Origin of the sequence: Chitinivorax sp. PXF-14, from assembly GCF_040812015.1 — a bacterium.
GTDB lineage: Bacteria > Pseudomonadota > Gammaproteobacteria > Burkholderiales > SCOH01 > JBFNXJ01.
In genome coordinates, this window is record NZ_JBFNXJ010000018.1 from 67,131 (window position 1) to 87,745 (window position 20,615).

At 59.0% G+C, this 20,615-nt stretch carries 21 protein-coding genes and 1 pseudogene; 13 read left to right on the plus strand and 9 right to left on the minus strand.

All coding sequences use genetic code 11. The features are described 5' to 3' along the window. Positions 1-154: 154 nt before the first annotated feature. On the minus strand, positions 155-526 hold the full coding sequence (locus ABWL39_RS18275; RefSeq protein ID WP_367794723.1) for a hypothetical protein: 372 nt from the start codon (positions 524-526) through the stop codon (positions 155-157). 146 nt (positions 527-672) lie between these two features. Between ABWL39_RS18275 and ABWL39_RS18280 the strand changes: the two genes are divergently transcribed. Continuing rightward, complete coding sequence (locus tag ABWL39_RS18280; protein WP_367794726.1) at positions 673-1,509, plus strand: SAM-dependent methyltransferase; 837 nt, start codon at positions 673-675, stop codon at positions 1,507-1,509. A 24-nt stretch (positions 1,510-1,533) separates the two neighbouring features. Here ABWL39_RS18280 and ABWL39_RS18285 read toward each other — a convergent pair whose 3' ends face one another. Next, the gene (locus ABWL39_RS18285; RefSeq protein ID WP_367794729.1) at positions 1,534-2,091 is read right to left on the minus strand and encodes a DUF1415 domain-containing protein; all 558 of its coding nucleotides are present in this window, start codon (positions 2,089-2,091) and stop codon (positions 1,534-1,536) included. 175 nt (positions 2,092-2,266) lie between these two features. Between ABWL39_RS18285 and ABWL39_RS18290 the strand changes: the two genes are divergently transcribed. Further along, entirely contained in the window at positions 2,267-3,085 is an 819-nt protein-coding gene (locus ABWL39_RS18290) for a prohibitin family protein (RefSeq protein WP_367794732.1), read from the plus strand. A 41-nt stretch (positions 3,086-3,126) separates the two neighbouring features. On the opposite strand, the gene ABWL39_RS18295 is transcribed toward ABWL39_RS18290, so the two are convergent. Next, positions 3,127-3,666, minus strand: coding sequence for an adenine phosphoribosyltransferase (locus ABWL39_RS18295; protein WP_367794735.1), 540 nt, complete (start codon positions 3,664-3,666; stop codon positions 3,127-3,129). Positions 3,667-3,812: 146 nt separating this feature from the next. Next, a complete protein-coding gene (locus ABWL39_RS18300) occupies positions 3,813-4,073 on the minus strand; it encodes a cysteine-rich CWC family protein (protein WP_367794738.1) in 261 nt (86 codons plus the stop codon). A gap of 77 nt (positions 4,074-4,150) precedes the next feature. Here ABWL39_RS18300 and ABWL39_RS18305 point away from each other — a divergent pair, with 77 nt between their 5' ends. After that, positions 4,151-5,035 carry an ion transporter gene (locus tag ABWL39_RS18305; protein ID WP_367794741.1) on the plus strand — a complete coding sequence of 295 codons (885 nt, stop codon included), beginning with the start codon at positions 4,151-4,153 and terminating at the stop codon, positions 5,033-5,035. Positions 5,036-5,110: 75 nt separating this feature from the next. On the opposite strand, the gene ABWL39_RS18310 is transcribed toward ABWL39_RS18305, so the two are convergent. Both ABWL39_RS18310 and ABWL39_RS18315 read right to left on the minus strand, forming a co-directional pair. Then, positions 5,111-5,722, minus strand: a complete 612-nt coding sequence (locus ABWL39_RS18310) for a PEP-CTERM sorting domain-containing protein (protein WP_367794744.1) — start codon at positions 5,720-5,722, stop codon at positions 5,111-5,113. A 443-nt stretch (positions 5,723-6,165) separates the two neighbouring features. Further along, positions 6,166-6,954 (minus strand): substrate-binding periplasmic protein, encoded by a 789-nt coding sequence (locus tag ABWL39_RS18315; protein ID WP_367794747.1) that lies wholly within the window; start codon positions 6,952-6,954, stop codon positions 6,166-6,168. A gap of 211 nt (positions 6,955-7,165) precedes the next feature. On the opposite strand from ABWL39_RS18315, the gene ABWL39_RS18320 reads away from it, so the two are divergent. Continuing rightward, positions 7,166-7,621, plus strand: coding sequence for a cache domain-containing protein (locus tag ABWL39_RS18320; protein ID WP_367794750.1), 456 nt, complete (start codon positions 7,166-7,168; stop codon positions 7,619-7,621). Positions 7,622-7,675: 54 nt separating this feature from the next. Then, complete coding sequence (locus tag ABWL39_RS18325) at positions 7,676-9,307, plus strand: methyl-accepting chemotaxis protein (RefSeq protein ID WP_367794753.1); 1,632 nt, start codon at positions 7,676-7,678, stop codon at positions 9,305-9,307. A gap of 349 nt (positions 9,308-9,656) precedes the next feature. Here the strand turns inward: ABWL39_RS18325 and ABWL39_RS18330 are convergent, their stop codons facing one another. The 3 genes and pseudogenes from ABWL39_RS18330 to ABWL39_RS18340 form a co-directional block, all read right to left on the minus strand. After that, positions 9,657-10,523: an SDR family oxidoreductase gene (locus tag ABWL39_RS18330; RefSeq protein WP_367794756.1), complete on the minus strand. Its 867-nt coding sequence runs from the start codon at positions 10,521-10,523 to the stop codon at positions 9,657-9,659. 109 nt (positions 10,524-10,632) lie between these two features. Then, positions 10,633-11,784, minus strand: a complete 1,152-nt coding sequence (locus ABWL39_RS18335) for an acyl-CoA dehydrogenase family protein (protein ID WP_367794759.1) — start codon at positions 11,782-11,784, stop codon at positions 10,633-10,635. Between the two features lie 258 nt (positions 11,785-12,042). After that, positions 12,043-13,266: pseudogene (locus tag ABWL39_RS18340) on the minus strand (IS3 family transposase). Between the two features lie 566 nt (positions 13,267-13,832). Here ABWL39_RS18340 and ABWL39_RS18345 point away from each other — a divergent pair. From ABWL39_RS18345 to ABWL39_RS18380, 8 genes are read left to right on the plus strand one after another with little or no spacing between them, the layout of a single operon-like run. Further along, the gene (locus ABWL39_RS18345) at positions 13,833-15,065 is read left to right on the plus strand and encodes a hypothetical protein (protein WP_367794762.1); all 1,233 of its coding nucleotides are present in this window, start codon (positions 13,833-13,835) and stop codon (positions 15,063-15,065) included. Further along, positions 15,049-15,768: a WbqC family protein gene (locus ABWL39_RS18350; RefSeq protein WP_367794765.1), complete on the plus strand. Its 720-nt coding sequence runs from the start codon at positions 15,049-15,051 to the stop codon at positions 15,766-15,768. Before ABWL39_RS18345 ends, ABWL39_RS18350 begins: the two co-directional genes overlap by 17 nt. Beyond that, positions 15,765-16,691: a glycosyltransferase family 2 protein gene (locus ABWL39_RS18355; protein ID WP_367794768.1), complete on the plus strand. Its 927-nt coding sequence runs from the start codon at positions 15,765-15,767 to the stop codon at positions 16,689-16,691. The genes ABWL39_RS18350 and ABWL39_RS18355 overlap by 4 nt, the downstream gene beginning before the upstream one ends. Next, positions 16,688-17,398 (plus strand): formyltransferase family protein, encoded by a 711-nt coding sequence (locus tag ABWL39_RS18360; RefSeq protein ID WP_367794771.1) that lies wholly within the window; start codon positions 16,688-16,690, stop codon positions 17,396-17,398. The genes ABWL39_RS18355 and ABWL39_RS18360 overlap by 4 nt, the downstream gene beginning before the upstream one ends. Positions 17,399-17,429: 31 nt before the next feature. Further along, complete coding sequence (locus tag ABWL39_RS18365; protein ID WP_367794774.1) at positions 17,430-18,089, plus strand: cyclopropane-fatty-acyl-phospholipid synthase family protein; 660 nt, start codon at positions 17,430-17,432, stop codon at positions 18,087-18,089. Between the two features lie 2 nt (positions 18,090-18,091). Then, complete coding sequence (rffA, locus tag ABWL39_RS18370) at positions 18,092-19,246, plus strand: dTDP-4-amino-4,6-dideoxygalactose transaminase (RefSeq protein WP_367794777.1); 1,155 nt, start codon at positions 18,092-18,094, stop codon at positions 19,244-19,246. Further along, a complete protein-coding gene (locus ABWL39_RS18375) occupies positions 19,243-19,605 on the plus strand; it encodes a hypothetical protein (protein WP_367794780.1) in 363 nt (120 codons plus the stop codon). Before rffA ends, ABWL39_RS18375 begins: the two co-directional genes overlap by 4 nt. A 20-nt stretch (positions 19,606-19,625) precedes the next feature. Beyond that, positions 19,626-20,498, plus strand: coding sequence for a class I SAM-dependent methyltransferase (locus tag ABWL39_RS18380; RefSeq protein ID WP_367794783.1), 873 nt, complete (start codon positions 19,626-19,628; stop codon positions 20,496-20,498). The last annotated feature ends 117 nt before the right edge of the window (positions 20,499-20,615 follow it).

The window sequence follows — 20,615 nt, forward strand, 5'->3', positions numbered from 1 at the left end:
GGGTTTGAGACGGCAAGGCCGCCGGCGGGCCAGGGTCCATCCCCACCCTGCGCGATCGGTCTGGCGAGTACTGGTGAGTGACGACGGGCGACGGCGCATCACGCTGCCCGGCTTGCGGCAAGCCCATGCCGCACCGCTTCAGTACAGCTGGCGCTCAATAATGCCTGGGCACGCCGCCAGCCGGCCCCTCGCGCGGGTTGGCAGGAGACACGACATCGCTGTCGAGCAGGTCACGCGTGCCGGCCTGTGCCCCGTTGCGGCGCGGGCTCGCCTGGGTGGCGGCATGGCCGCCTGCGGCAAACTCCTGCACGCGCATATCGGTCGACTCGGCGTGGCCGACCGCATCGACATCCTGTGCGCGGCCACGGTCGGCGTCGGGCGGGGTGGAGGAAACCGATGGGGTATTGCCTTGCACGCCCGAGCCGGTATTGGCCTCGTCGCGCCGGTACAGTTCGGCGTCCAGCGTGTCGATGGATTTGACATCGCAGGCAGCCGACATGGCTGGTGCATAGAGTGTGTCACTCATATTCGACTCCATGTAAATGGCTTGTGGCTATTACATATTGAGCATAGCAGCTGCTTGCCCGACTGGCCGGTAGCCGGCGGGCAATCGCTCGCGTATATTGCCGGCAGGGGCGGTTGCGCCCTGCCAGTATTGAGAAAGCAAGTATCATGCAAGACAAGCACGAAATCCGTCCCGGCCAGTCGATCGAGCTCCTGAAGGAGCTGCACATCCTCACCCGCGACGGCAAGATGAATCAGGACAGCCGCCGCAAGCTCAAGCAGGTCTACCACCTGTACCAGTTCATCGAGCCGCTGCTGCAGGAGGTCAGGAAGGATCATCCGGACGTCAGCCTGGTCGACCACGGCGCCGGCAAGTCCTACCTCGGCTTCATCCTCTACGACCTGTTCTTCAAGGACCTGAAGGACCAGTCGCACATCTACGGCATCGAGACCCGCGACGAACTGGTGCACAAATCGCAGGAACTCGCACACAGGCTGGGCTTTGGCGGCATGTCCTTCCTCAACCTGTCGGTGGCCGAATCGACCGAATCCGAGCAGCTGCCCGCCACGGTGGATGTCGTCACCGCGCTGCACGCCTGCAATACCGCGACCGACGACGCCATTCACTTCGCGCTCAAGAAACAGGCGCGCTTCATCGTGCTGGTGCCCTGCTGCCAGGCCGAGGTCGCCTCGGTGCTGCGCAAGAACAAGGGCCGCTCGCTCGCGCAAAGCGCGCTGACCGAGATCTGGCGCCACCCGATCCACACGCGCGAATTCGGCAGCCAGATCACCAATGTGCTGCGCTGCCTGCAACTCGAAGCGCATGGCTACCAGGTAACCGTGACCGAGCTCGTCGGCTGGGAACACTCGATGAAGAACGAGCTGATCGTCGCCAGCTACAAGAACCTGCCGCGCCGCCGCCCGGCCGAGCGCCTCAACGAGGTGCTGGCGACGCTAGGCCTGGAAGAGATGCGCGAGCGCTTCTTTACCGGCACGGCGGTCTAGCGCCAGGCGCCGGCGCCACGCCCGTCATTCCGGCTTGTTCGGTGCGGCAAGGCCGAGTGCGATCCAGCCCGCCAGGCCGAGCTTGTTGAGCGTCTCGATATTGCGCTCGAAAATCTCGGCCGCGTCGGGGAATGCCTCGACCGCGCGCTCGATGCTCGCTTCGCGCAGCAGGTGCAGCGTGGGATAGGGCGAACGGTTGGTGAAGTTGCTGATGTCGTCGGGCTCGGTGCCGGCGAACTGGAAATGCGGGTGGAAACTCGCGATCTGCAGCACGCCATCGAGGTCGTTATCGACGACAGCCTGATCGGCCAGCTCGAGAAAATCGTTGAACAGCTCGAAATCCGGCCATAGCGTCGGGTGGATCAGCAGGGTCGTGTCGACCTGCTCCGGGTCGGCCTCGGCCAGGAACTGCAACTCGCGGTCGAGCTCTTCGAGGAACGCATCCATGTGGCGCGCCTCGCTCACCACGATGCGTACCTGATTCTTCACATACACAGACTTGGCGAACGGGCACAGATTGAGCCCGATCACCGCCTTTTCGAGCCACAGGCGGGTAGCGGCAATGATGTCTTCGTGGTTCATGCTGGGCCTTAACATGCAGAGCGGAATCCCGCAATTATACCCTGTCCGCCACGACTGGCCCCCGCCCGCTGCCGGCCCGGCCCCAGACTGCCATGCAACTGGCGCTCCGCAACGGTATTAGCCTCTGCTACGCTAATACGCATTGCGCCGACAGGCGCGCCATCACGGAGAAAACATGGAAATTACAGGCAATGTAACGGGTGCGGGGCGCGGGCTGCTGATCCTGATCGGCGCGCTGGTCGTGCTGTGGATGATCTCGCCTTTCGCCGTGATCCCCGCCGGGCATCGCGGCGTCGTCACCACCTTCGGCAAGGTGGACACGGTGCCGCTCGACGAAGGCCTGCACCTGATCGTGCCGATCGTCAACAGCGTGACGAAGATCGACGTGCGCGTGATGAAGTCGGAGACCGAGGGCGACGCCGCCTCGCGCGACCTGCAGCAGGTCACCACCAAGATCGCGCTGAACTACCACCTGCAGCCCAGCAAGGTGGCGCTGACCTTCCAGGGCGTGGGTCTCGACGTGGAGGCCAAGATCATCGACCCGGCCGTCGAGGAGGCGTTCAAGGCCGTCACCGCACAGTACACGGCCGAGGAACTGATCACCAAGCGCGAGGACGTGCGCAACCGCATCCGCAGCCTGCTGGCGCAACGCCTCGGGCGGCACGGCATCGAGATCGACGAATTCTCGGTGACCAATTTCCGTTTCTCGCACGCCTTCGCCCAGGCCATCGAGGCCAAGACCACGGCCGATCAGCTCAAGCTCAAGGCCAACAACGACCTCGAACGCATCAAGATCGAGGCAGAGCAGAAAGTCACCCAGGCACGCGCCGAAGCGGAAGCGCTCAAGCTGCAGAAGCAGGAAGTGACCGCCGAGCTGATCCGCCTGCGCGAGATCGAGAACCAGAAGCTGGCGATCGACAAATGGGACGGCAAGCTGCCGCAGACGGTGGCGAGCGGCGCCGTGCCGTTCATCGGGGTGAATGCGGCCAGGTAGGCCACCAGCCGGCATCTACCCCCGATTGCCAGTCAAACCGCTCAATGCCCCGCGAAGTCGCACACGGTATAGAGCGGTATCCCCTGCGCCTTGACCAGCTTCGAGCCGCCGAGCTCGGGCAGGTCGACGATGGCGGCAGCCTCGACCACACTGGCGCCGAGCTTGGTCAGCAGCCTGGCGGCGGCGATCATGGTGCCGCCGGTGGCCACCAGGTCGTCGATCAGCAGCACGCGGTCGCCGGGCCTGCAGGCATCGGTATGGATTTCGACTGTGGCGCTGCCATATTCGAGCTCGTATTCCTCGCTGACGGTCAGGTAGGGTAGCTTGCCCTTCTTGCGGATCGGCACGAACCCGAGATTGAGCTCATAGGCGATGACCGCGCCGAGAATGAAGCCGCGTGCGTCGACACCGGCCACCAGGTCGAGGTCGTAATCCATGTAGCGGTGCACGAAGATGTCGACCAGCACGCGGAAGGTCTTCGGGTCCTGCAGCAGCGGCGTGATGTCGCGGAACTGCACGCCGGGCTGCGGCCAGTCGGGCACGGTGCGGATGCGGTCATGGATGTAGCTGGAATCGGGCATGGCAGTCTTTCTCTTGTTTTATCGGGCAGCGGGGCAATACCGGCGCGGCTTGCGGGCGGCCGGCAAGCCGCGAGGGAGCGGGCTCACACAGGGGCCGCGCCTGCCCGGGAAGATTGAATTGTAGGCGGCAATGCCTGCGTCGCGCACTACTTCGCCACCGTGGGCGCGGGTGGAAGGCCCGCGGTATGTTTGTCCGGGGCACGATGGCCCGGGACGCGATCGCCCGCAGCACAGCGCGGACACAGGCAGGCCTCGCCGCGCTGCGCGTCGGGGACAAGCGCCAGGGCCAGCGGGTCGATGAGCGCATCGGTACACCAGCAGGGCGTGTCGAAGCTGCCGCTGCGGGCAGGCGCGCACTGGTTGGGGCCGTAGCACAGCGGGCAGGTCGAATTGGGTTTGGGGGTCATGGCGTCATTCACAAACGGTGGCGCGGGGCGTGGACTGGTTACAATGCAGATCGTATCGCCTGACGCGGAATGATGATATGCCCAAGCCCACCCCCCTGGCCAATGGTCCTCTCCCCCAACCCCACGCAGGCTGGCGCCGCCGGCTGTACATCATCATCTTCGAAGCCGACACGCGCGCGGGCCGGCTGTTCGACCTGTTGCTGATCGGCGCCATCATGCTGAGCGTGATCGTGGTGATCGCCGACAGCGTCGCCGCGCTGCACACGCGCCACGGCGAGCAGTTTCAGCAACTGGAGTGGCTGTTCACGCTGCTGTTTTCGCTCGAATACCTGGCCCGGCTCGTCTGTGCCCCGCACCCCTGGCGCTATGCGACGAGCTTCTTCGGCATGGTGGACCTGCTGTCGGTGCTGCCCACCTACCTGGCCCTGCTCGTCCCCGAGAGCCATGTGCTGATCGATGTGCGCGTGTTGCGGCTGTTGCGCGTGTTCAGAATTCTCAAACTGACGGCCTACGTGGCCGAATACCAGTCGATGGGCTACGCGCTCAAGGCCAGCGCGCGCAAGATCATGGTGTTCCTGTCCGCGGTGCTGATGATCGTGGTGGTGATGGGCACCGTGCTGTACGTGGTCGAAGGGCCGGAGAACGGCTTCATCAACATCCCGACCAGCATCTACTGGGCCATCACCACGATGACCACCGTCGGTTTTGGCGACATCACACCCAAGACCGATCTTGGCCGGCTGATCTCGTCGATGATGCTGCTGCTGGGCTGGGGCACGCTGGCGGTGCCCACCGGCATCGTCACCGTCGAAATGGCGGCGCAACGGCTGCAGGAGCCCACCACCACCCGCACCTGCCCCGGCTGCCTGAGCGAAGGCCATGCCCCGCTTGCACACTATTGCATGCATTGCGGCGAGCGCCTGCCCAGCTATCACGCCGATACGATCGGTCTGCGCCGCTGACCTCGCGCCAGCAACGTCCAGATAAACAAACAGCGGCCCACATGGGCCGCTGCCGGTGTCGAACGGGGAGGCCGCTCAGGCCTGGCGTTTTGCCTTGCGGCTCAGCGCAACGGCCGCGAGGCCAAGGCCCAGCAGGGCAAGCGAGCCCGGCTCGGGGATGCGTGCGGCCACCGGATCGGGCACCACGACATAGGCCGGTACGGCACCGCCGAAGTTGACGAACGGGCTCGGCGCGAAGTACAGGCCACCCAGCGTGTTCGTTGCGACAGTCGAACTGGTCAGCGTGAAGACCCAGCTCAATTCGTCAAAATGGATGGCGGTCGGCACATTCATGAAGTTGCCGATGTGTGCGAACGAGCTGCCCTGCCCGGTGTAGCTGCCCGAGCCGACGGTCGCGCCGTTGAGCGAGAAGGTCCAGCTCAGGTTGCCGATGCGTGTGCCCTGATCTTGCATCGCGATCGGTGCCCACAGCATCGTGGTAGCCGGAGATGCCCAGTAGTCGTTGCCCAGCGTGCGCATCTTGAGGCCGACCGTTTGACCTGCCGACAGCTGGTTGCCCGCGGCGGACTGATTGGTGGTCAGCTGGCTGCCGTTGTAGGTGTAGTCATATTGATAAGTCGGCGCGGCAACGCTGTAACCAGCCAGCAGGGCCGAGCACAGGGCGAGAGCGGAGATTGCGGTCTTCATCGGGTTTCCTTGTGGTCCATCCTGGCAGCACCAGGCATTCGGATATGCGTCAAAACAAATTATCAAATCAAAGCAAGCAATATCCGTACCACAAAAAATATATCAAATCATTTCATACGCTTATGAAAATCACGATTCATGCAGAGCGCATGACTGTAAAGAATATCGACAAACAGATATTCGAATCACCAACAACAAGGTAAAGCCAGTCTGGTAGCCGACCCCAGCCTTACCGGCCGGTGTCGGTGTGATACCGTTGGCAGATAGCCGACCCGCTATCTCACATTGCAGCCTGGGCCTGACTGCATTCATGCCAACAGCGTGAAGACCCTACTGGCACCGGCTACCGCGCCTCGCAACACCGGGCTGGGTGCCGTTTTGGCCCCGTTCATGAATTCGAGGTCGATTAGCCTGATTCCACGCGGATATCGCGGGCCCGAGGCTCACGGCGAGCCGAAGCGTTCGAGCATTTCCGGCACCGGGTTGCCCGGCAGCCAGTGCCGATAGATGCGTTCAAACGTGCCGTCCTGCTTGAGTTCGTGCAGCGCGTGCTGCCAGCTGTCGATAAGCTTGGGGTCGGTGCCGCGCGAGAAGGTCAGGTACAACCAGTTCTCCTGGATGGTGAAGACCTTCTCGATCGTCGCCGGGTCCAGTCCTGCACTATCCATGATGCTGTGGGCAGTCAGGTTGGCATTGCACCAGACGCTGATGCGCCCCGCCGCCAGCTTGCGCGCCGCGACGGCCGGCGTGGCGGCGGTATCCAGGTTGGTGAAGCCCTTGGAGAGCAAGAGCTGCTCTTCGACCGCCTTGTGATACACGCCGATGCTCGGCAGCTCGCGCGCATCGTCGAGATTGCGGATGCGGATGTTGGCGCCGCGCAGCGCGTAGAAGTCGGTGGTGCCGACGGCCACCGGCCCGAGAAAGGTGAACAGCCCCTCGCGCTCCGGCGTGCGCGTAACGGTGAACAGCAGCACATTGGGGTTGTTGGTGGCCATGGCCCAGGCCCGCGCCCATGGCACCACGCGTATCGGATCGGCCTGCCCAAGCCTGGCCTGGATCGCCTGCACCACTTCGACCGCCAGCCCAGCCGGCTTGCCATTCTCGGAAAACGTGATGGGCGGCCACTCTTCCGTGTATATCTGCAGCGGCGTGGCGGCCCTGGCCGGGCCGAGCAGCGCCAGGCTGAAGCCAAGCAGGCAGGCCAGATGCTTGAAAAGGAAAGAAGTCTTCATGATGGTCGCCCAGTTCAGCTGCACCGGGCCCGCCGGATATTCGGATAAGGATATGATAGCTGGATATTTGGCGGGTGTAAGCGTTGCCGGCCGGGTGCCCCGCCCGCCATGCAGTCCGGCGTGAAAGTGCTATACCTACTACTGGCAAGCCCCCCCCAGGACCACCCCCACCTCGGCAGCAACATGCCCGCACCGCCACAAGGACACCGAAATGAAACATCTCTTTGCCCCGCTTGCGATCACCCTCGCCATGCTGTCTCACATGGCTTCTGCGGAAGAGGCCCGCGCCACCAAGCCGGAGGCGGAAGCCATGGTCAAGAAGGCGGTGGCCTACATGAAACAGCATGGCAAGCCCGCCGCGCTCAAGGAGTTCACCGCGCCGAGCAAGAGCTTTGTGGACCGCGATCTGTATGTCGTCGCCTACGATCTGAACGGCAAATGCCTGGCGCACGGCCAGAACGACAAACAGGCCGGAAAAGACCTGATCATGCTGAAAGACCCGGACGGCAAGGAATTCATCAAGGAGCGCGTCGAGCTTGCCAAGAGCCGCGGCAAATTCTGGCAGGACTACAAGTTCACCGACCCGCTGACGAAGAAGGTGATGCCCAAGGAGGCCTATTGCGAGAAAGCGGACGACGTCATCCTGTGCAGCGGCGTGTACAAATAACGCGCAGCGCATCGTTTGCCTTCCGTCCCTTCTCCAACGCACAACGCGCCACACATGACTCGACTTTCGGTACGTCTCAAGGTCATCCTGCCGTCGCTGCTGATGGCGGTGTTCCTCGTCATCGTCAGCGCGCTCGGGCTGATCGGCATCCGCACGCAGAATCAACATCTGTCGGACCTGCTGCAGCACCAGTTTGCCGAGTATGAGCAAGTGGCGGGCGTCACGCTCGATCTCGATCAGGTGCGCACGAGCTTCTACCAGTTGCTGGCCATGGTGCAGAACAATGCCGATGCCGCCAAGGTGGAAAGCCATGCCAAGGCACAACTGGCGCGGCTCGACGAGCTGGCCCAGCGCCTTGACGCATTCCAGCGCCTGCCCTCGGTGCCGGCCGCCCAGCGTGCATTGGCGGCAGAGGCGTTGGCCGGCATCCTGGCTTACAAGAAGGAAGCCGTGCAGGGCGTCGACATGATCGGCGTCGATCCGAACATGACGTCGATGCTGATCCAGTCAGCCGACGGCAAGTTCGGCAAGATCATCGAGGCTGCCAGCAAGCTGCTGGCGACGGAAAAGGCCCGCATGCACGCAGCACGCGATGAAAGCGTCGCGGCGTCACAACGCACCGCGGCCACCTTCACCATCATCGCGGCGATGTCGTTGCTGCTGGCCGGCTCTCTCGCCTGGTTGATCAGCCGTCGGCTCACCCGCTCGGTCACCGGCCTGGCGGCCGCGATCAAGCGCATGGCGGGAGGCGACCTGACTCAACCGATGAGTGTCGACTCCGCCGACGAGATCGGCGAAGCCCAGCAGGCCTATAACCACCTGCGCGAGACCCTGGCCGGCCTGATCGGGCAGATTCAGGATCGCGTGCGCGTCACCAGCCAGGCCGCCAACGAAATCGTCGAGGAAAGCCAGCAGGGCGTGCAGGCGGCCGACATCCAGGCCAGCGCCACGAACGCGACCGCCACGGCGATCGGCCAGTTCACCCACAGTCTGGGCCATGTCTCGGAGATCAGCCAGCTTGCCCAGCACGCCTTCTCGGACACCTATCAGCGGACTGTCGATGCGCTGTCGTATGTCACCGACTCGACGCAGCACACCCGCCAGACCATGCTCTCGATCCAGGAGGTGGAGCAGACCGTGCACAAGCTGAAGGTGCATTCATCCGAAATCACGCAGATCGTGCGGGTAATCCGCGAAATCGCCGACCAAACCAATCTGCTTGCGCTCAATGCTGCCATCGAAGCCGCCCGGGCCGGCGAGCAGGGCCGGGGTTTTGCCGTGGTGGCCGACGAGGTGCGCAAGCTCGCGGAACGGACCTCGGCCGCCACCGTCGACATTGGCCGGCTGATTGATACCGTCGTGCGCGAAACCGATGAATCCCATGCCGCCATGGGCAACAGCCAAAGCGCCATCGAAAGCTGCGTCGGCAGCAGCGAGAGCATCTCGTCGCTGATGCACAAGGTCCAGCGCGAAGCCGAAGACACCCTGTCACGCATCAACGAGATGGCCCGGACCTTGCAGGAACAGGATGCCACCCTGCAGACGATTGCCCATCACGTGGAAAAGATCGCGGCACAAACCGAGGCCTCGCGCGCGCGCGTCAGCACCATCGCCGACCACGCGCAGGCGCTCGATGCCAGCATGGCCCCGCTGGCCGGGGCAGCAGCCTTCTTCCATACCCACTGAAGCGGGACCAGCGGCGACGGGTGGCGCACGTCGTCGTTGGTGGGACGGAAAAGTACCTCAGACCAGATCAAGCATGCCGCCATGGGCTGCCGTCGCCCCATGCGCCTCACGACAACGCCTACTTCCTCGGGCACACCGGGCATCTGCCAGCGGTAGTTCGGCCCCGGCCTCGACCTACTCCGGTTCGGCGTCAGGCACGTCCAGCACCAACTCGCCCCCGTTGCTGATCGATGGCGGGCGCTACGCTCAAGTGCGAGCTGCGCCACAAGGCCGTGGCTAACCCAGCTATTGATCAGGGCAAAATACGGAGCGATGGACAGGCGTTGCCCCTTGCCTCATCGCGCCCGGCCTATTCGCCGCCGAGTATCTTCGGCGGCTGCGCCAGGTCGAAACCGTTGAAAGGCCTGGATTTGTCGTGAGCAACCGGCTCCCAGCCGATGCGGCCGTTGGGGCGTCCGCCATCGACGCGCAGCACGGCGCCGGTGATGAACGATGCCGCTTCGGACAACAGGTAGACGATCGCCGCCGAGATTTCCGATTCGGTGCCGAGCCGGTAGGCGGGGATGCTGGTATGCGCCTTTTTCAGGAAGCTGGCGAATTCTGGCGGATATTTCTCCAGTCCGCTCGACGCGATATAGCCGGGGGCGACGGCGTTGACGCGAACGCCGGCTGCGGCCCATTCGACCGCCGCCGTCTCGGTGAACGACACCATGCCGGCGCGCGCCGCGCCCGAGTGGCCCATCATCGGCATACTGCCCCACATGTCGGCCACGATGTTGACGATGGCGCCGCCGTGCTGGCTCATCCACTGGCCGAAACTCTCTCGCGCCATCAGGAAGCCGCCGGTGAGGTTGGTCTTCACCACCGCCTCCCAGCCATTGAGCGACATCGCCGCTAGCGGCATCGGAAACTGGCCGCCGGCATTGTTGACCAGCGCATCGATGCGGCCGTGCGTGGCCAGCACGTCGCCGATCACCAGCTGTACCGATGCCTCGTCGCGGATATCGATGGCATGGCAGCTGACCAGGCCGCCGCGCGCCACGATCTCGGCCTCGACGCTCTTCAGCTTGTCGAGCTTGCGGCCGACCAGGGCCACGCGGGCACCCAGCGCAGCCAGCTCATGTGCGGTGCAACGGCCGATGCCGCTGCCACCACCGGTGACGATGGCAACCTGGCCGTCAAACAGGCCGGGGCGGAAGATGGAGCGGTAGGACATGGCGTTTCCCGTGAATTGGACTGCCAACGAGTATCGCACCGCCCAGCCAGCCCGAACGATTGCGAAAACTGACAAATTGACTCACCGGAAGCGTCGGCCAAACCGATGCTCACAGGCCGATCTGCTTGGCGATGATCTCGTTCATGATCTCGTGGGTGCCGCCGCCGATCGACAGGATGCGCCCATCGCGGTATAGCCGCTCGACCAGCGATTCGCGCATATAGCCCATGCCGCCGAAGATCTGCACCGCCTCGTAGGTCACCTCGTCGCACACCCTGGTCGCGAAGTTCTTCGCCATCGACACCTCGCGCACCGCCGGGATGTCGGCCGCCATCCGCGCAGCGCAGCGGTAGCTGTATTCGCGCGCGACATCGACCTGGGTCGCCATCTCGGCGAGCTTGTGGCGGATGACCTGATGCCTGGCGAGCGGCCTGCCGAAGGTTTCGCGCGTGGTGACATAGGCCAGGCAGGCGTCGAGCGCCAGCTGGGCCGTCATGTAGGCCATCACCGAGAGCGCGAGCCGCTCCGACTGGAAATTGGACATGATGGTGTAGAAACCGAGATTCTCGCCGCCGATCAGATTGGCGGCCGGCACGCGGCAATCCAGAAAGAACAGCTCGGCGGTGTCCGACGCCCACCAGCCCATCTTCTTCAGCGCGCGGCCGGTGCTGAAACCGGGCGTGTCGCGCTCGATCAGCAGCAGCGAGATGCCGCCGAAACCCGCCTCGCCGGTGCGCACGGCGACGGTGTAGTAATCGGCGCGGGTGCCGGAGGTGATGAAGGTCTTGGCGCCATTGACGATGTAGTGGTCACCATCGCGCACCGCGCGGGTCTTCAGGTTGGCCACGTCAGAGCCGCCGCTCGGTTCGGTGATCGCCAGCGCCGAAATCTTCTCGCCCGCCAGCACCGGCGGCACGATGCGGGCCTTCAGTGCATCCGAGCCTGCGCGCCACACCGGCGGCAGGCCGATGTCGAGCGAACCCAGGCTGGCGACGAAACCGCCCGAGCCGGCCGCCATCAACTCCTCGCTGACGGCGACCTTGAGAAACACATCGTCGCCCGAGCCGCCATATTCCTGCGGGTAGCCGATGCCGAGCAGGCCGAGCTCCCCGGCCTTGCGGTAGAGCTCGCGCGGGAACAGGCCGGCCTCCTCCCAATCCTGGATGTACGGCCTGACCTCGCGTTCGACAAAACGCCGCGCGGTCAGGCGGGCCATCTGGTGGGATTCGTTGAAGTACTCCGTAAAGCTCGGGTGAGACATGGGCGGCCCCAGACAGTCAGATTGCCGGACAATAGCAGAGCCGTATGTCGCCCACAATGCGAGGTGCGATGCGGCACCGAATGCGCCCAGCCTGGGCAAGGATGACCCGCCGCGGTACAAAACCGCTAGCCCGCCGCGACGGGCAGGTCAGGCAAACGGCGCTTGCTCGTGTTCAGTCCCCGGCTGTATCGCCGCCGTGCGGCGCCACATCGAGTCCGGCGCTGGACTTGCCCCATATCACCGGACACCACCCCACCCTTAAGTTGATGATGCCACCAAGCGCCGGAACTCCCGGGGTGAGCGGTATTTCAAGGCGCTGTGCGGATATTGCTCGTTGTAGTGCTCGAAGGCGATGGCCAGGTTACGCCTGGCGATTGCCACGTCCGGCTTGGGCATGTGGACCACATAGTCCCGCTTCATCGTTTTGACCAAGCTTTCCGCCATGCCGTTGCTTTGCGGGCTGCGCGCCGGTGTGGCCCTTGGCGTCAAGCCAAGGACCCGCACAAAGTGTCGGGTGGCGTCGGCGGTGTAAGCCGAGCCGTTGTCACTCAGCCATTCAATTGCCGGCGCTTCACGCTCCAGCCCGATGCGTTGTTCCAGGCTCTACAGCATCACGCTCTGTACGTCGTCGCTACGGTAACCCGTCGTGCTGGCCACCCAGCTCATCACTTTGCGATCGCAGCAGTCCATGACGAAGGTGACACAGAGTTTGTCGTCATCGTCACAGCGGATTTCAAACCCGTCCGAGCACCAGCGGGTATTGCTGCTGGTGACGGTGATCCGCCCATCGTGGCGACGGGGGGGCGGGCTGTTTTCGCCGGTGCGCCAGCAATAGACTGTGCTGTTTCATCACCCGGTACACGCACTTGGCGTTGACCGGCTGACGGCCTTGTTCTTCCCGCTCTCACCGCAACAAGCCCCAGGCCCGGCGGTAGCCGTAGCTCGGCAGTTCCGCCACCAGTCGGCTCAGGTCGGCCACTACGTCTGCATCGTCAGGTTACCGCTGCCGACGGCCATCCTGCCAGTCTGATGGCCGTTTGCTGCGAACGGTCAACTGTGAGCGCACCACACCCAGACAATCACTGACCTACTTCACTGGTCGCCCGTCGGCAACAAGGGTGAGCGCGCAATCCATGTTCGCGAGCGGGCAATCTCCACGGCTTCCTTGAGTATCTCCGCTTCCATGGTTTTCTTGCCCAACAGCCGCTGCAATTCGCGAATCTGCTTCATCACCTCGGCCAGCTCTGAGGCCGGAACCACCGCTTCACCCGCACTCACCGCCGACAGGCGGCCATCCTGATGGAGTTTGCGCCAATGGAACAACTGATTCGGGATGATGCCGTACCGCCGCACCACCAGTGACACCGCTTGTCCGGACGCGAAACTCTCGCGCACCATGGCCAGCTTATCTTCGACCGACCAGCGTCGACGACGCTCCGGCTCGCGTACCTCTGCCGAGGGTTTGTTCTTCGTGTAAGTTATAAACACAACCGTATGCCTATCCCTTAGTGTCAGGGAGAACGGGTGTCCTGTGTTTTTCGGGGCTACTTCATTGCCTATTTTGCGTTAACAGGCCATGGTGAGCATTTATAGTGTGCCACTATTCACGCCGCGAGGCGGTTGGCATCAGTGATGCTAGTGGTGGCATTACAATGCCGCGCGACTTCACGGTAGCCTGTACTACTTGACGCAGCAGTGTCAGCCCCCCCCCACCGTCTTCTTGAGACGATTGGCGCAAAATCGCCGAGCAGATCAAGAGCGTTGTGCAGATCGGGCGTAGAGGATTTGGAAATTGCTTGTGGATTGCACCAATCAAGTATCTACTTGGCACCAGCCTTGGTCTGGTATGCGTTGGATACTTAAACCTATACAGACTCTGATGTGCTAGAAATCGTTCGGTAGATTTGATACCTTTGCCCGGTTTGGGGTTGGTCTCCCGCTCTTGGCCCATCTCTGTTTGGGCCCCGCACTATTGCGAGGGTAGGGTTAAATTATGACGATAAATTTCTCTGGCGTATCTTCAGATGGAAACTAGGAATCGCCTCCAGTTGACTTTCTTGCTGATTGGTGTCGGGCTAATCGGACTCTTGGGTATTGCTGCCGCCTATCGTTTTGGGTTCGGGGTAATGTCGGAAATTGCCGACAAAAATCCGGAACGGCTACGTGATTTCACATTTCCTGTTTGGCACAGCCATTCGATTTCAGAACATGGTTTTCTGGTTTTTCTAACATCTGACAGCTTTGCCAATAGGTCTGCTTATTCTAATCACTCCACGGTGTATTTGTGGATTATGGACGTGCTTTACCATATTCAGCAACGGGTCCCAGTTCTATCTATGCGAAAGACTGGTGCATGCCTTGGAATGTTGGCAACGCTACTTTCTATTGGCTTTGTTGCGTGCAAGCGGATCAATGGCACGATAGCAACGAGTAAGCTGCTTCTGCTGGCTTTGGGGTTTGCTTATGTTGCTACGGCACCGACATACTGGATCGCGACGGCAAAATTTAATGTAGACAATGGATTTATTATAGTCATGCCGGCTCTTGTCATGTTAAGCCACTACGCATCACAAGGTGGTTGGAATTGGCGTATATTTTGGTGTTGGGCTGTCATTGTAACGTTAATTATGCCAATAGCAGGCGTATTATTTGCTTTTGGTCTCATCGTACAAAATATTGGATACGGTATTCCATTCGGAGCCCGCAGATTTTCTACTCCCGCTCTGCTCGCAACAATGGCAGTCATCGTCTATTTGGAGCCAGTAGTTGCCGCAAATTGGCTCGGCTTTTCAAGTTCGAACAGCCCATGGGCATTTCGCTCTGGCTTGGATGGTGATATTACATATTTTAGTAATACGTTGAATTCGGTATTTTTCCCGTTTTACCGTCGCCCAGCCTTCCTGATCATTGTGCCTATTATGCTGGTATTTGTACAATGGCTCAGTCGACAGAAATATGGTAGATCAATGGCCGGGCAGCCTGTTGTCACTGATTGGGCTTTTATAGTAAATCTCTTCTCGTTTTATGCGCTTACGCTATTGTTTTGGCCTCAGGCTGTTTCCATTCACCCGTATCTTTATGATGCAGTCCTCGTTGGGCCGCTTTTGACTTGGGCCATGATTAACTTTGCCGGTCGAGATTTCTCGGCGCATGCCTTTACTTTGTGGTCGATCACCTTGGCTGCTTTGGTTATGTTTAACTTAACCAGTATAGCGCAGGCTGCGCGCAATACAGAGCACGCATATCCAACGTGGAGTCTATCAAGTGATAAGATCGGCTAAACAGGAGGCTCTTGGTAAGAAAGTTGCAATCCTCCAATCAAATTACATCCCTTGGAAGGGATATTTCGAAATCATTGCAGCAGTTGACGAGTTTATTCTGTACGACGACATGCAATTCACAAAAAACGATTGGAGAAATCGGAATCGCATTAAAACTCCTGTTGGGACTCAATGGTTAAGTATTCCAGTAGGTAGCGATATTCGTCGGCGTATTCGTGATGTTTGTTTGCCTGAAGTAGCATGGGCTGAGCAGCATTGGAAGACACTATCGATGAACTATCGGGCAGCAGCTTGCTTTGATGAAGTTGCTCGCTGGCTAGCACCACTTTATCTCGAGAATAATTGTGTTGACCTCTCTTCGTTCAATCGCAAGCTTATCGAGGCAGTGTGCCTCTATCTCGGTATCCAGACCCAGATCAGCAATTCGTGGGATTATTTGTTGATTGACGGGAAAACGGAGCGGCTGGTAGATCTCTGCCGGCAAGCAGGGGGGACAACCTACTTGTCTGGCCCCGCTGCCCGAGGCTACCTTGATGAGAATCTGTTCCAGGATGAGGGGATTTGTGTGCAATGGATGCACTATGGCCCTTATCCTGAATATCCGCAGCTATGGGGCCCATTTGCACATGAGGTGTCTATATTGGATATTCTCTTTAATTGCGGAATAAATGCTGTTAATTACATGAATTTCCCACGACCTTGAAGCTTTCTATCGTTACCACTCTTTATCATTCCCGCAATTTTCTGGATGAATTTTATCGGAGAGCAAGTGCTGCTGCGCGAGCCTTCGCACTTGACGACTATGAGATCGTGATTGTCAACGATGGCTCGCCGGATGACAGTTTCGAACTTGCTATGAACATTGCTCTGCAAGATGCACGTGTAATGGTCGTCGATCTATCACGGAACTTCGGGCACCACAAGGCAATGATGACCGGTCTGGCTCATGCTGCAGGGGACGTCATATTTCTGATCGACAGTGACCTTGAGGAATCTCCCGAATGGCTAGCAGACTTTGCTGAAACGCTCATCGGTGAACGGTGTGATGTAGTCTATGGTGTGCAAGAACAACGAAAGGGGGGATGGTTCGAACGTGTGAGTGGGCAGTGGTTCTGGACGCTATTCAATGTGCTGACAGATATGTCCCTACCTGCCAATATGGTTACTGCACGACTAATGTCCCGTCGATATGTAGATGCCTTGTTGCGGCATCAGGAACGCGAGGTCTTCATGGCCGGGCTTTGGCACATTACCGGGTTTTCGCAAATAGCAAAGACAGTGTATAAGCTTAGCAATACCACTTCGACCTACACCTTCCGTAAAAAGATTGCCTTATTGGTCAATTCGATTACCGCATTTAGCAACACGCCGTTGATTGGTATTTTCTATACTGGTTCCGTTATTTCGCTATTAGCTGGGGCCTATATCATATGGTTGCTCGTCAACTGGCTATTCTTGAACCGCCCACCTACTGGATGGACCTCCGTAATGGCATCGATTTGGTTAATTGGGGGCTTACTAATGTCCTGTGTGGGGATAATCGGTATTTATCTGTCTAAGATATTCTCGGAAACAAAGCAGCGTCCATACACGATTATTCGGCAAATTTATCGACGCAAATCATGACTCGGCGTATTGTTTTTCTATGCTCGGGGGGGGGCGGTAATTTGCGCTTCATTGTGCAGGCCGCAGCGCTTGGCGCCTTGCCTGATGCAGTGGTATGTGCAGTAATTACCGATCGGGAATGTCTCGCAAATCGGTTTGCACGTGAGCATGGTGTGTCTACCCGTGTGCTCGATTTTACTGCAGATGCTCAGCAAGCGATTGTAGCAGCACTCGACGACGTCGCCGCTGATATGGTGGTTACCAATGTCCACAAGATTCTTACTGAGCCCGTGGTCGATCTCTATCGCGGGAAATTGATTAATCTGCACTATTCGCTACTACCGGCTTACGGTGGCGTCATCGGCACACGGCCGGTCGAAATGGCGTTGGCTGATGGAGCCAAGTTTATTGGTGTTACCGCTCACGAGGTAGCAGCCACGGTTGATACCGGCCGCGCTATTGTGCAAGGTGTAATTCCGACCATGCCGCAAGATACCGTCACCACCATAATGGACACGGTTTTCAGGAGTGGCTGCCTGGCCTTGCTCGAAGCGTTGCAGGCAACTGCTGCGCCAGTGGGAAGGGAGACGAATTATGTTCGACTACATGGCCGTCATGTTTGCTTCAATCGGGCGCTATCATTTGCACCGGATTTGTTCGATGAGGCATTCTGGCTTGATCTAGCGGCTTATCCGGACTTACCCGACACCACGGAGGTTTTGCAATGAGTGGTGCCGACTCCAGTGCGAGGCATGCCTGATGGCCCAGATTACGAGTGGATTTCGCGCTATCTTGTCCCTGCCTATGATTTACTCCGCGTTTCAGCATTTCATGGGGGCCGAAAAGGATCGGGACCTATATGTGAATGGTTTTCTACTTCCTGGCAAGGGTATGCGGGTCTTGGATATCGGATGCGGACCGGCTGATATCCTAACGCGCCTGCCGGACGTAGAGTACTATGGTTTTGACATCAGCCATAAGTATATCGAACGAGCACGCCAGCGCTTTGATGGAAGGTGTGCGTATTTTTCTTGTAAACATCTTGCCCCGGAAGACCTTGCTGACCTGCCTAGGTTTGACCGCATCATAGCAATCGGCCTGTTGCACCATCTGGATGACGATACTGCAATGGCGATCCTGCGCATGGCTTCATCGCGGCTCGCACCGGGTGGTCGAATGGTAATGCTCGACCCTTGCCTGAGTGAGGACCAGAATTTTATTTCACGCTGGCTCGTTAGGAGTGATCGTGGTCAAAACGTGCGCACCCGGCTCGGTTATGAAGCTCTCGCTCGTGCTGCGTTTAGCTATGTGCACGCAACCATTCGCCATAAGACCTGGATCCCTTATACGCATTGCTATGTTGTTTGCGAAAATAGCGAGGGCAATTGTGGTCAAATTGACGATACGTCTACGGATTAATAATGAGCAGCGATAGCATCGAGTTTAACCGCCCTTATATGACGGGCAACGAATTACAGTACATAGCCGAAGCCAACGAAGGGCATCGTCTTGCAGGCGATGGCCCATTTACCAAGCGCTGTCATGAGTGGCTGGAAATCCACATGGGCGTGCAGAAAGCCCTACTTACGCATTCCTGCACGGCAGCGCTCGAAATGTGTGCCTTATTGCTCGATATTGTGCCGGGCGACGAAATAATCATGCCGTCTTATACCTTTGTTTCTACTGCCAATGCCTTTGTACTTCGCGGTGGTGTGCCGGTGTTCGTCGATATTCGTGAAGACACCCTCAATCTAGATGAATCTCTGGTCGAGGCCGCTGTCACGTCACGTACTCGGGCCATCGTACCGGTGCACTACGCTGGTGTATCGTGCGAGATGGATGCACTGATGGGTATTGCCCGACGTCATGAGTTGGCGGTTGTGGAAGATGCCGCGCAGGGTGTCGAATCCACCTATAAAGGCCGTAAGCTCGGCAGCATTGGTACCTTTGGGACATTAAGCTTTCACGAGACAAAAAATGTCATCTCTGGAGAGGGGGGGGCATTGCTTGTCAATGATGCAGCTTATACAACACGGGCGGAGATCATTCGCGAAAAAGGCACGGATCGCAGTCGCTTTTTCCGCGGAGAGGTCGATAAGTACACATGGCAGGAGGCTGGCTCGTCGTTTCTGCCCGGGGAGTTGATTGCAGCATTTCTGTGGGCGCAACTCGAACGGTCGTCCGCCATCACACGCACTCGTCTTGATGCTTGGGCGAATTATCATGCGCTACTCGCTCCGCTTGAGGTCAAGGGGATGTTGCGTCGGCCCCACATTCCGACGTATTGCGAGCACAACGCACATATGTATTACGTGCTGCTTTCGCCGGAGATCGACCGTCAGGTTGTGCTCGATGTACTTAAGGCCAATGGCGTGAATTCGGTATTCCATTACGTCCCGTTGCATTCGTCGCCGGGGGGCCGCCGCTACGGGCGAACGCATGGTAGTCTGGAGGTGACTGATCGCAAGTCCGAGCAGCTAATACGATTACCTCTCTGGGTCGGCCTCACGCTTGCCCAGCAGGAGCGGATTGTTGCGGTACTCACCAAGGCCTGCTCGGTAACGGGATCGATGTGATCTCCTATCTGCAGATACTCCCGGTCGCACTACTCGTTACCTACAGCCAGATCATGATGAAGTGGCGTGCTGAGTCGTTGCCACCACAGACTGAGCTGATAGGTAAGTTGGTGATGATGTTTGCCGATCCGTTAATTCTGTCTGCCTATGCGGCCGCTCTGATCGCTTCTGTCCTATGGTTGTTTGTCGTGACAAGGCTGCCGTTGATGATTGCCTTTCCCGTCTATATCGGCGTGACATTTATCATGGTTATGCTAGGAGGCCAAATTTTCCTTGGTGAGCCGCTGTCGATTGCAAAAATTGCTGCTGCTACGCTGATCCTAGCGGGCATCGTACTTGGCATGCTTGCCTCCAAATGAGCACAGTCTCGGAGTCATATATGAGTATTGATGCATGGCTGAGTGTCGTCGAGCAACGTATTGAGCGTGATGCCCCAGAGTTGCGTAGGATGTTTGACATATATGCGGCAGAGGCCCGGTTTGGACGTCAATTCATTGCTGACGATTTGAATCGATTGCCACATTCTGCGCGAGTGCTCGAGGTTGGTGCAGGTGCATATTTACTCAGCTGCCAGTTGGTGCGAGAAGGTTTTTTAGTTACAGCGCTGGAGCCAGTCGGCGAAGGTTTTTCGCATTTCTCCCATATGCAGGATGTAGTGGTTGGACTGGCTCGCGAAATGCAGTGCTTGCCGTGCATAGTAGCAACCCAGGCCGAGAAGTTTGTTGAGCATGATCGTTACGACTTCGCCTTCTCCATCAATGTTATGGAGCATGTTCGCGATGTAGAAACCACCCTTGGTTGTGTGGCAAATAGTCTGCTACGGGGGGCCTGGTATCGCTTTACGTGCCCAAATTACGCGTTTCCGTACGAGCCCCATTTCAGTATGCCGACTCTTCTAAGCAAACGCTTGACGGAGCGTTGTATGGGTAAGCACATCTTTAACAACAAAACACTACCTGATCCAGTAGGAACTTGGCGATCACTTAACTGGATAAAGGTCACCCAGATCATGCACTTTATCCGTCAGCGTCCCGAGTTGAGCGTGCAATTTGATCGTAATTTGATGACGAGAGCACTTGAGAGAATTGCCGACGATCCAGAGTTTGCTGCGCGCCGTTCGGCCTTGCTGCGATATAGTGTCACTGTGCTTGTGCGGATTGGCCTCCACCGATTACCGGCATTGCTCCCGGCGTCGATGCTCCCAATTATGGATTGCCGGATTCAAAAGAACTACGGCGAGCTCAGTCAGTAGCCCCCATAGATAGCTCGGTCCACCCATGAGCCTTATCATCTACTTACCGCCGTGGTGGGCATATTACCCACCACCTGGTCTGACCTACTTGGTCGAACTTACCCACACAGAAGAGAT

Bases quoted from the DNA above. Each gene is read 5' to 3' on its own strand.
- ABWL39_RS18275 (WP_367794723.1), bottom strand. From the start codon at position 526: ATGAGTGACACACTCTATGCACCAGCCATGTCGGCTGCCTGCGATGTC.
- ABWL39_RS18280 (WP_367794726.1), top strand. From the start codon at position 673: ATGCAAGACAAGCACGAAATCCGTCCCGGCCAGTCGATCGAGCTCCTG.
- ABWL39_RS18285 (WP_367794729.1), bottom strand. From the start codon at position 2,091: ATGAACCACGAAGACATCATTGCCGCTACCCGCCTGTGGCTCGAAAAG.
- ABWL39_RS18290 (WP_367794732.1), top strand. From the start codon at position 2,267: ATGGAAATTACAGGCAATGTAACGGGTGCGGGGCGCGGGCTGCTGATC.
- ABWL39_RS18295 (WP_367794735.1), bottom strand. From the start codon at position 3,666: ATGCCCGATTCCAGCTACATCCATGACCGCATCCGCACCGTGCCCGAC.
- ABWL39_RS18300 (WP_367794738.1), bottom strand. From the start codon at position 4,073: ATGACCCCCAAACCCAATTCGACCTGCCCGCTGTGCTACGGCCCCAAC.
- ABWL39_RS18305 (WP_367794741.1), top strand. From the start codon at position 4,151: ATGCCCAAGCCCACCCCCCTGGCCAATGGTCCTCTCCCCCAACCCCAC.
- ABWL39_RS18310 (WP_367794744.1), bottom strand. From the start codon at position 5,722: ATGAAGACCGCAATCTCCGCTCTCGCCCTGTGCTCGGCCCTGCTGGCT.
- ABWL39_RS18315 (WP_367794747.1), bottom strand. From the start codon at position 6,954: ATGAAGACTTCTTTCCTTTTCAAGCATCTGGCCTGCCTGCTTGGCTTC.
- ABWL39_RS18320 (WP_367794750.1), top strand. From the start codon at position 7,166: ATGAAACATCTCTTTGCCCCGCTTGCGATCACCCTCGCCATGCTGTCT.
- ABWL39_RS18325 (WP_367794753.1), top strand. From the start codon at position 7,676: ATGACTCGACTTTCGGTACGTCTCAAGGTCATCCTGCCGTCGCTGCTG.
- ABWL39_RS18330 (WP_367794756.1), bottom strand. From the start codon at position 10,523: ATGTCCTACCGCTCCATCTTCCGCCCCGGCCTGTTTGACGGCCAGGTT.
- ABWL39_RS18335 (WP_367794759.1), bottom strand. From the start codon at position 11,784: ATGTCTCACCCGAGCTTTACGGAGTACTTCAACGAATCCCACCAGATG.
- ABWL39_RS18360 (WP_367794771.1), top strand. From the start codon at position 16,688: ATGACTCGGCGTATTGTTTTTCTATGCTCGGGGGGGGGCGGTAATTTG.
- ABWL39_RS18365 (WP_367794774.1), top strand. From the start codon at position 17,430: ATGGCCCAGATTACGAGTGGATTTCGCGCTATCTTGTCCCTGCCTATG.
- rffA (WP_367794777.1), top strand. From the start codon at position 18,092: ATGAGCAGCGATAGCATCGAGTTTAACCGCCCTTATATGACGGGCAAC.
- ABWL39_RS18380 (WP_367794783.1), top strand. From the start codon at position 19,626: ATGAGTATTGATGCATGGCTGAGTGTCGTCGAGCAACGTATTGAGCGT.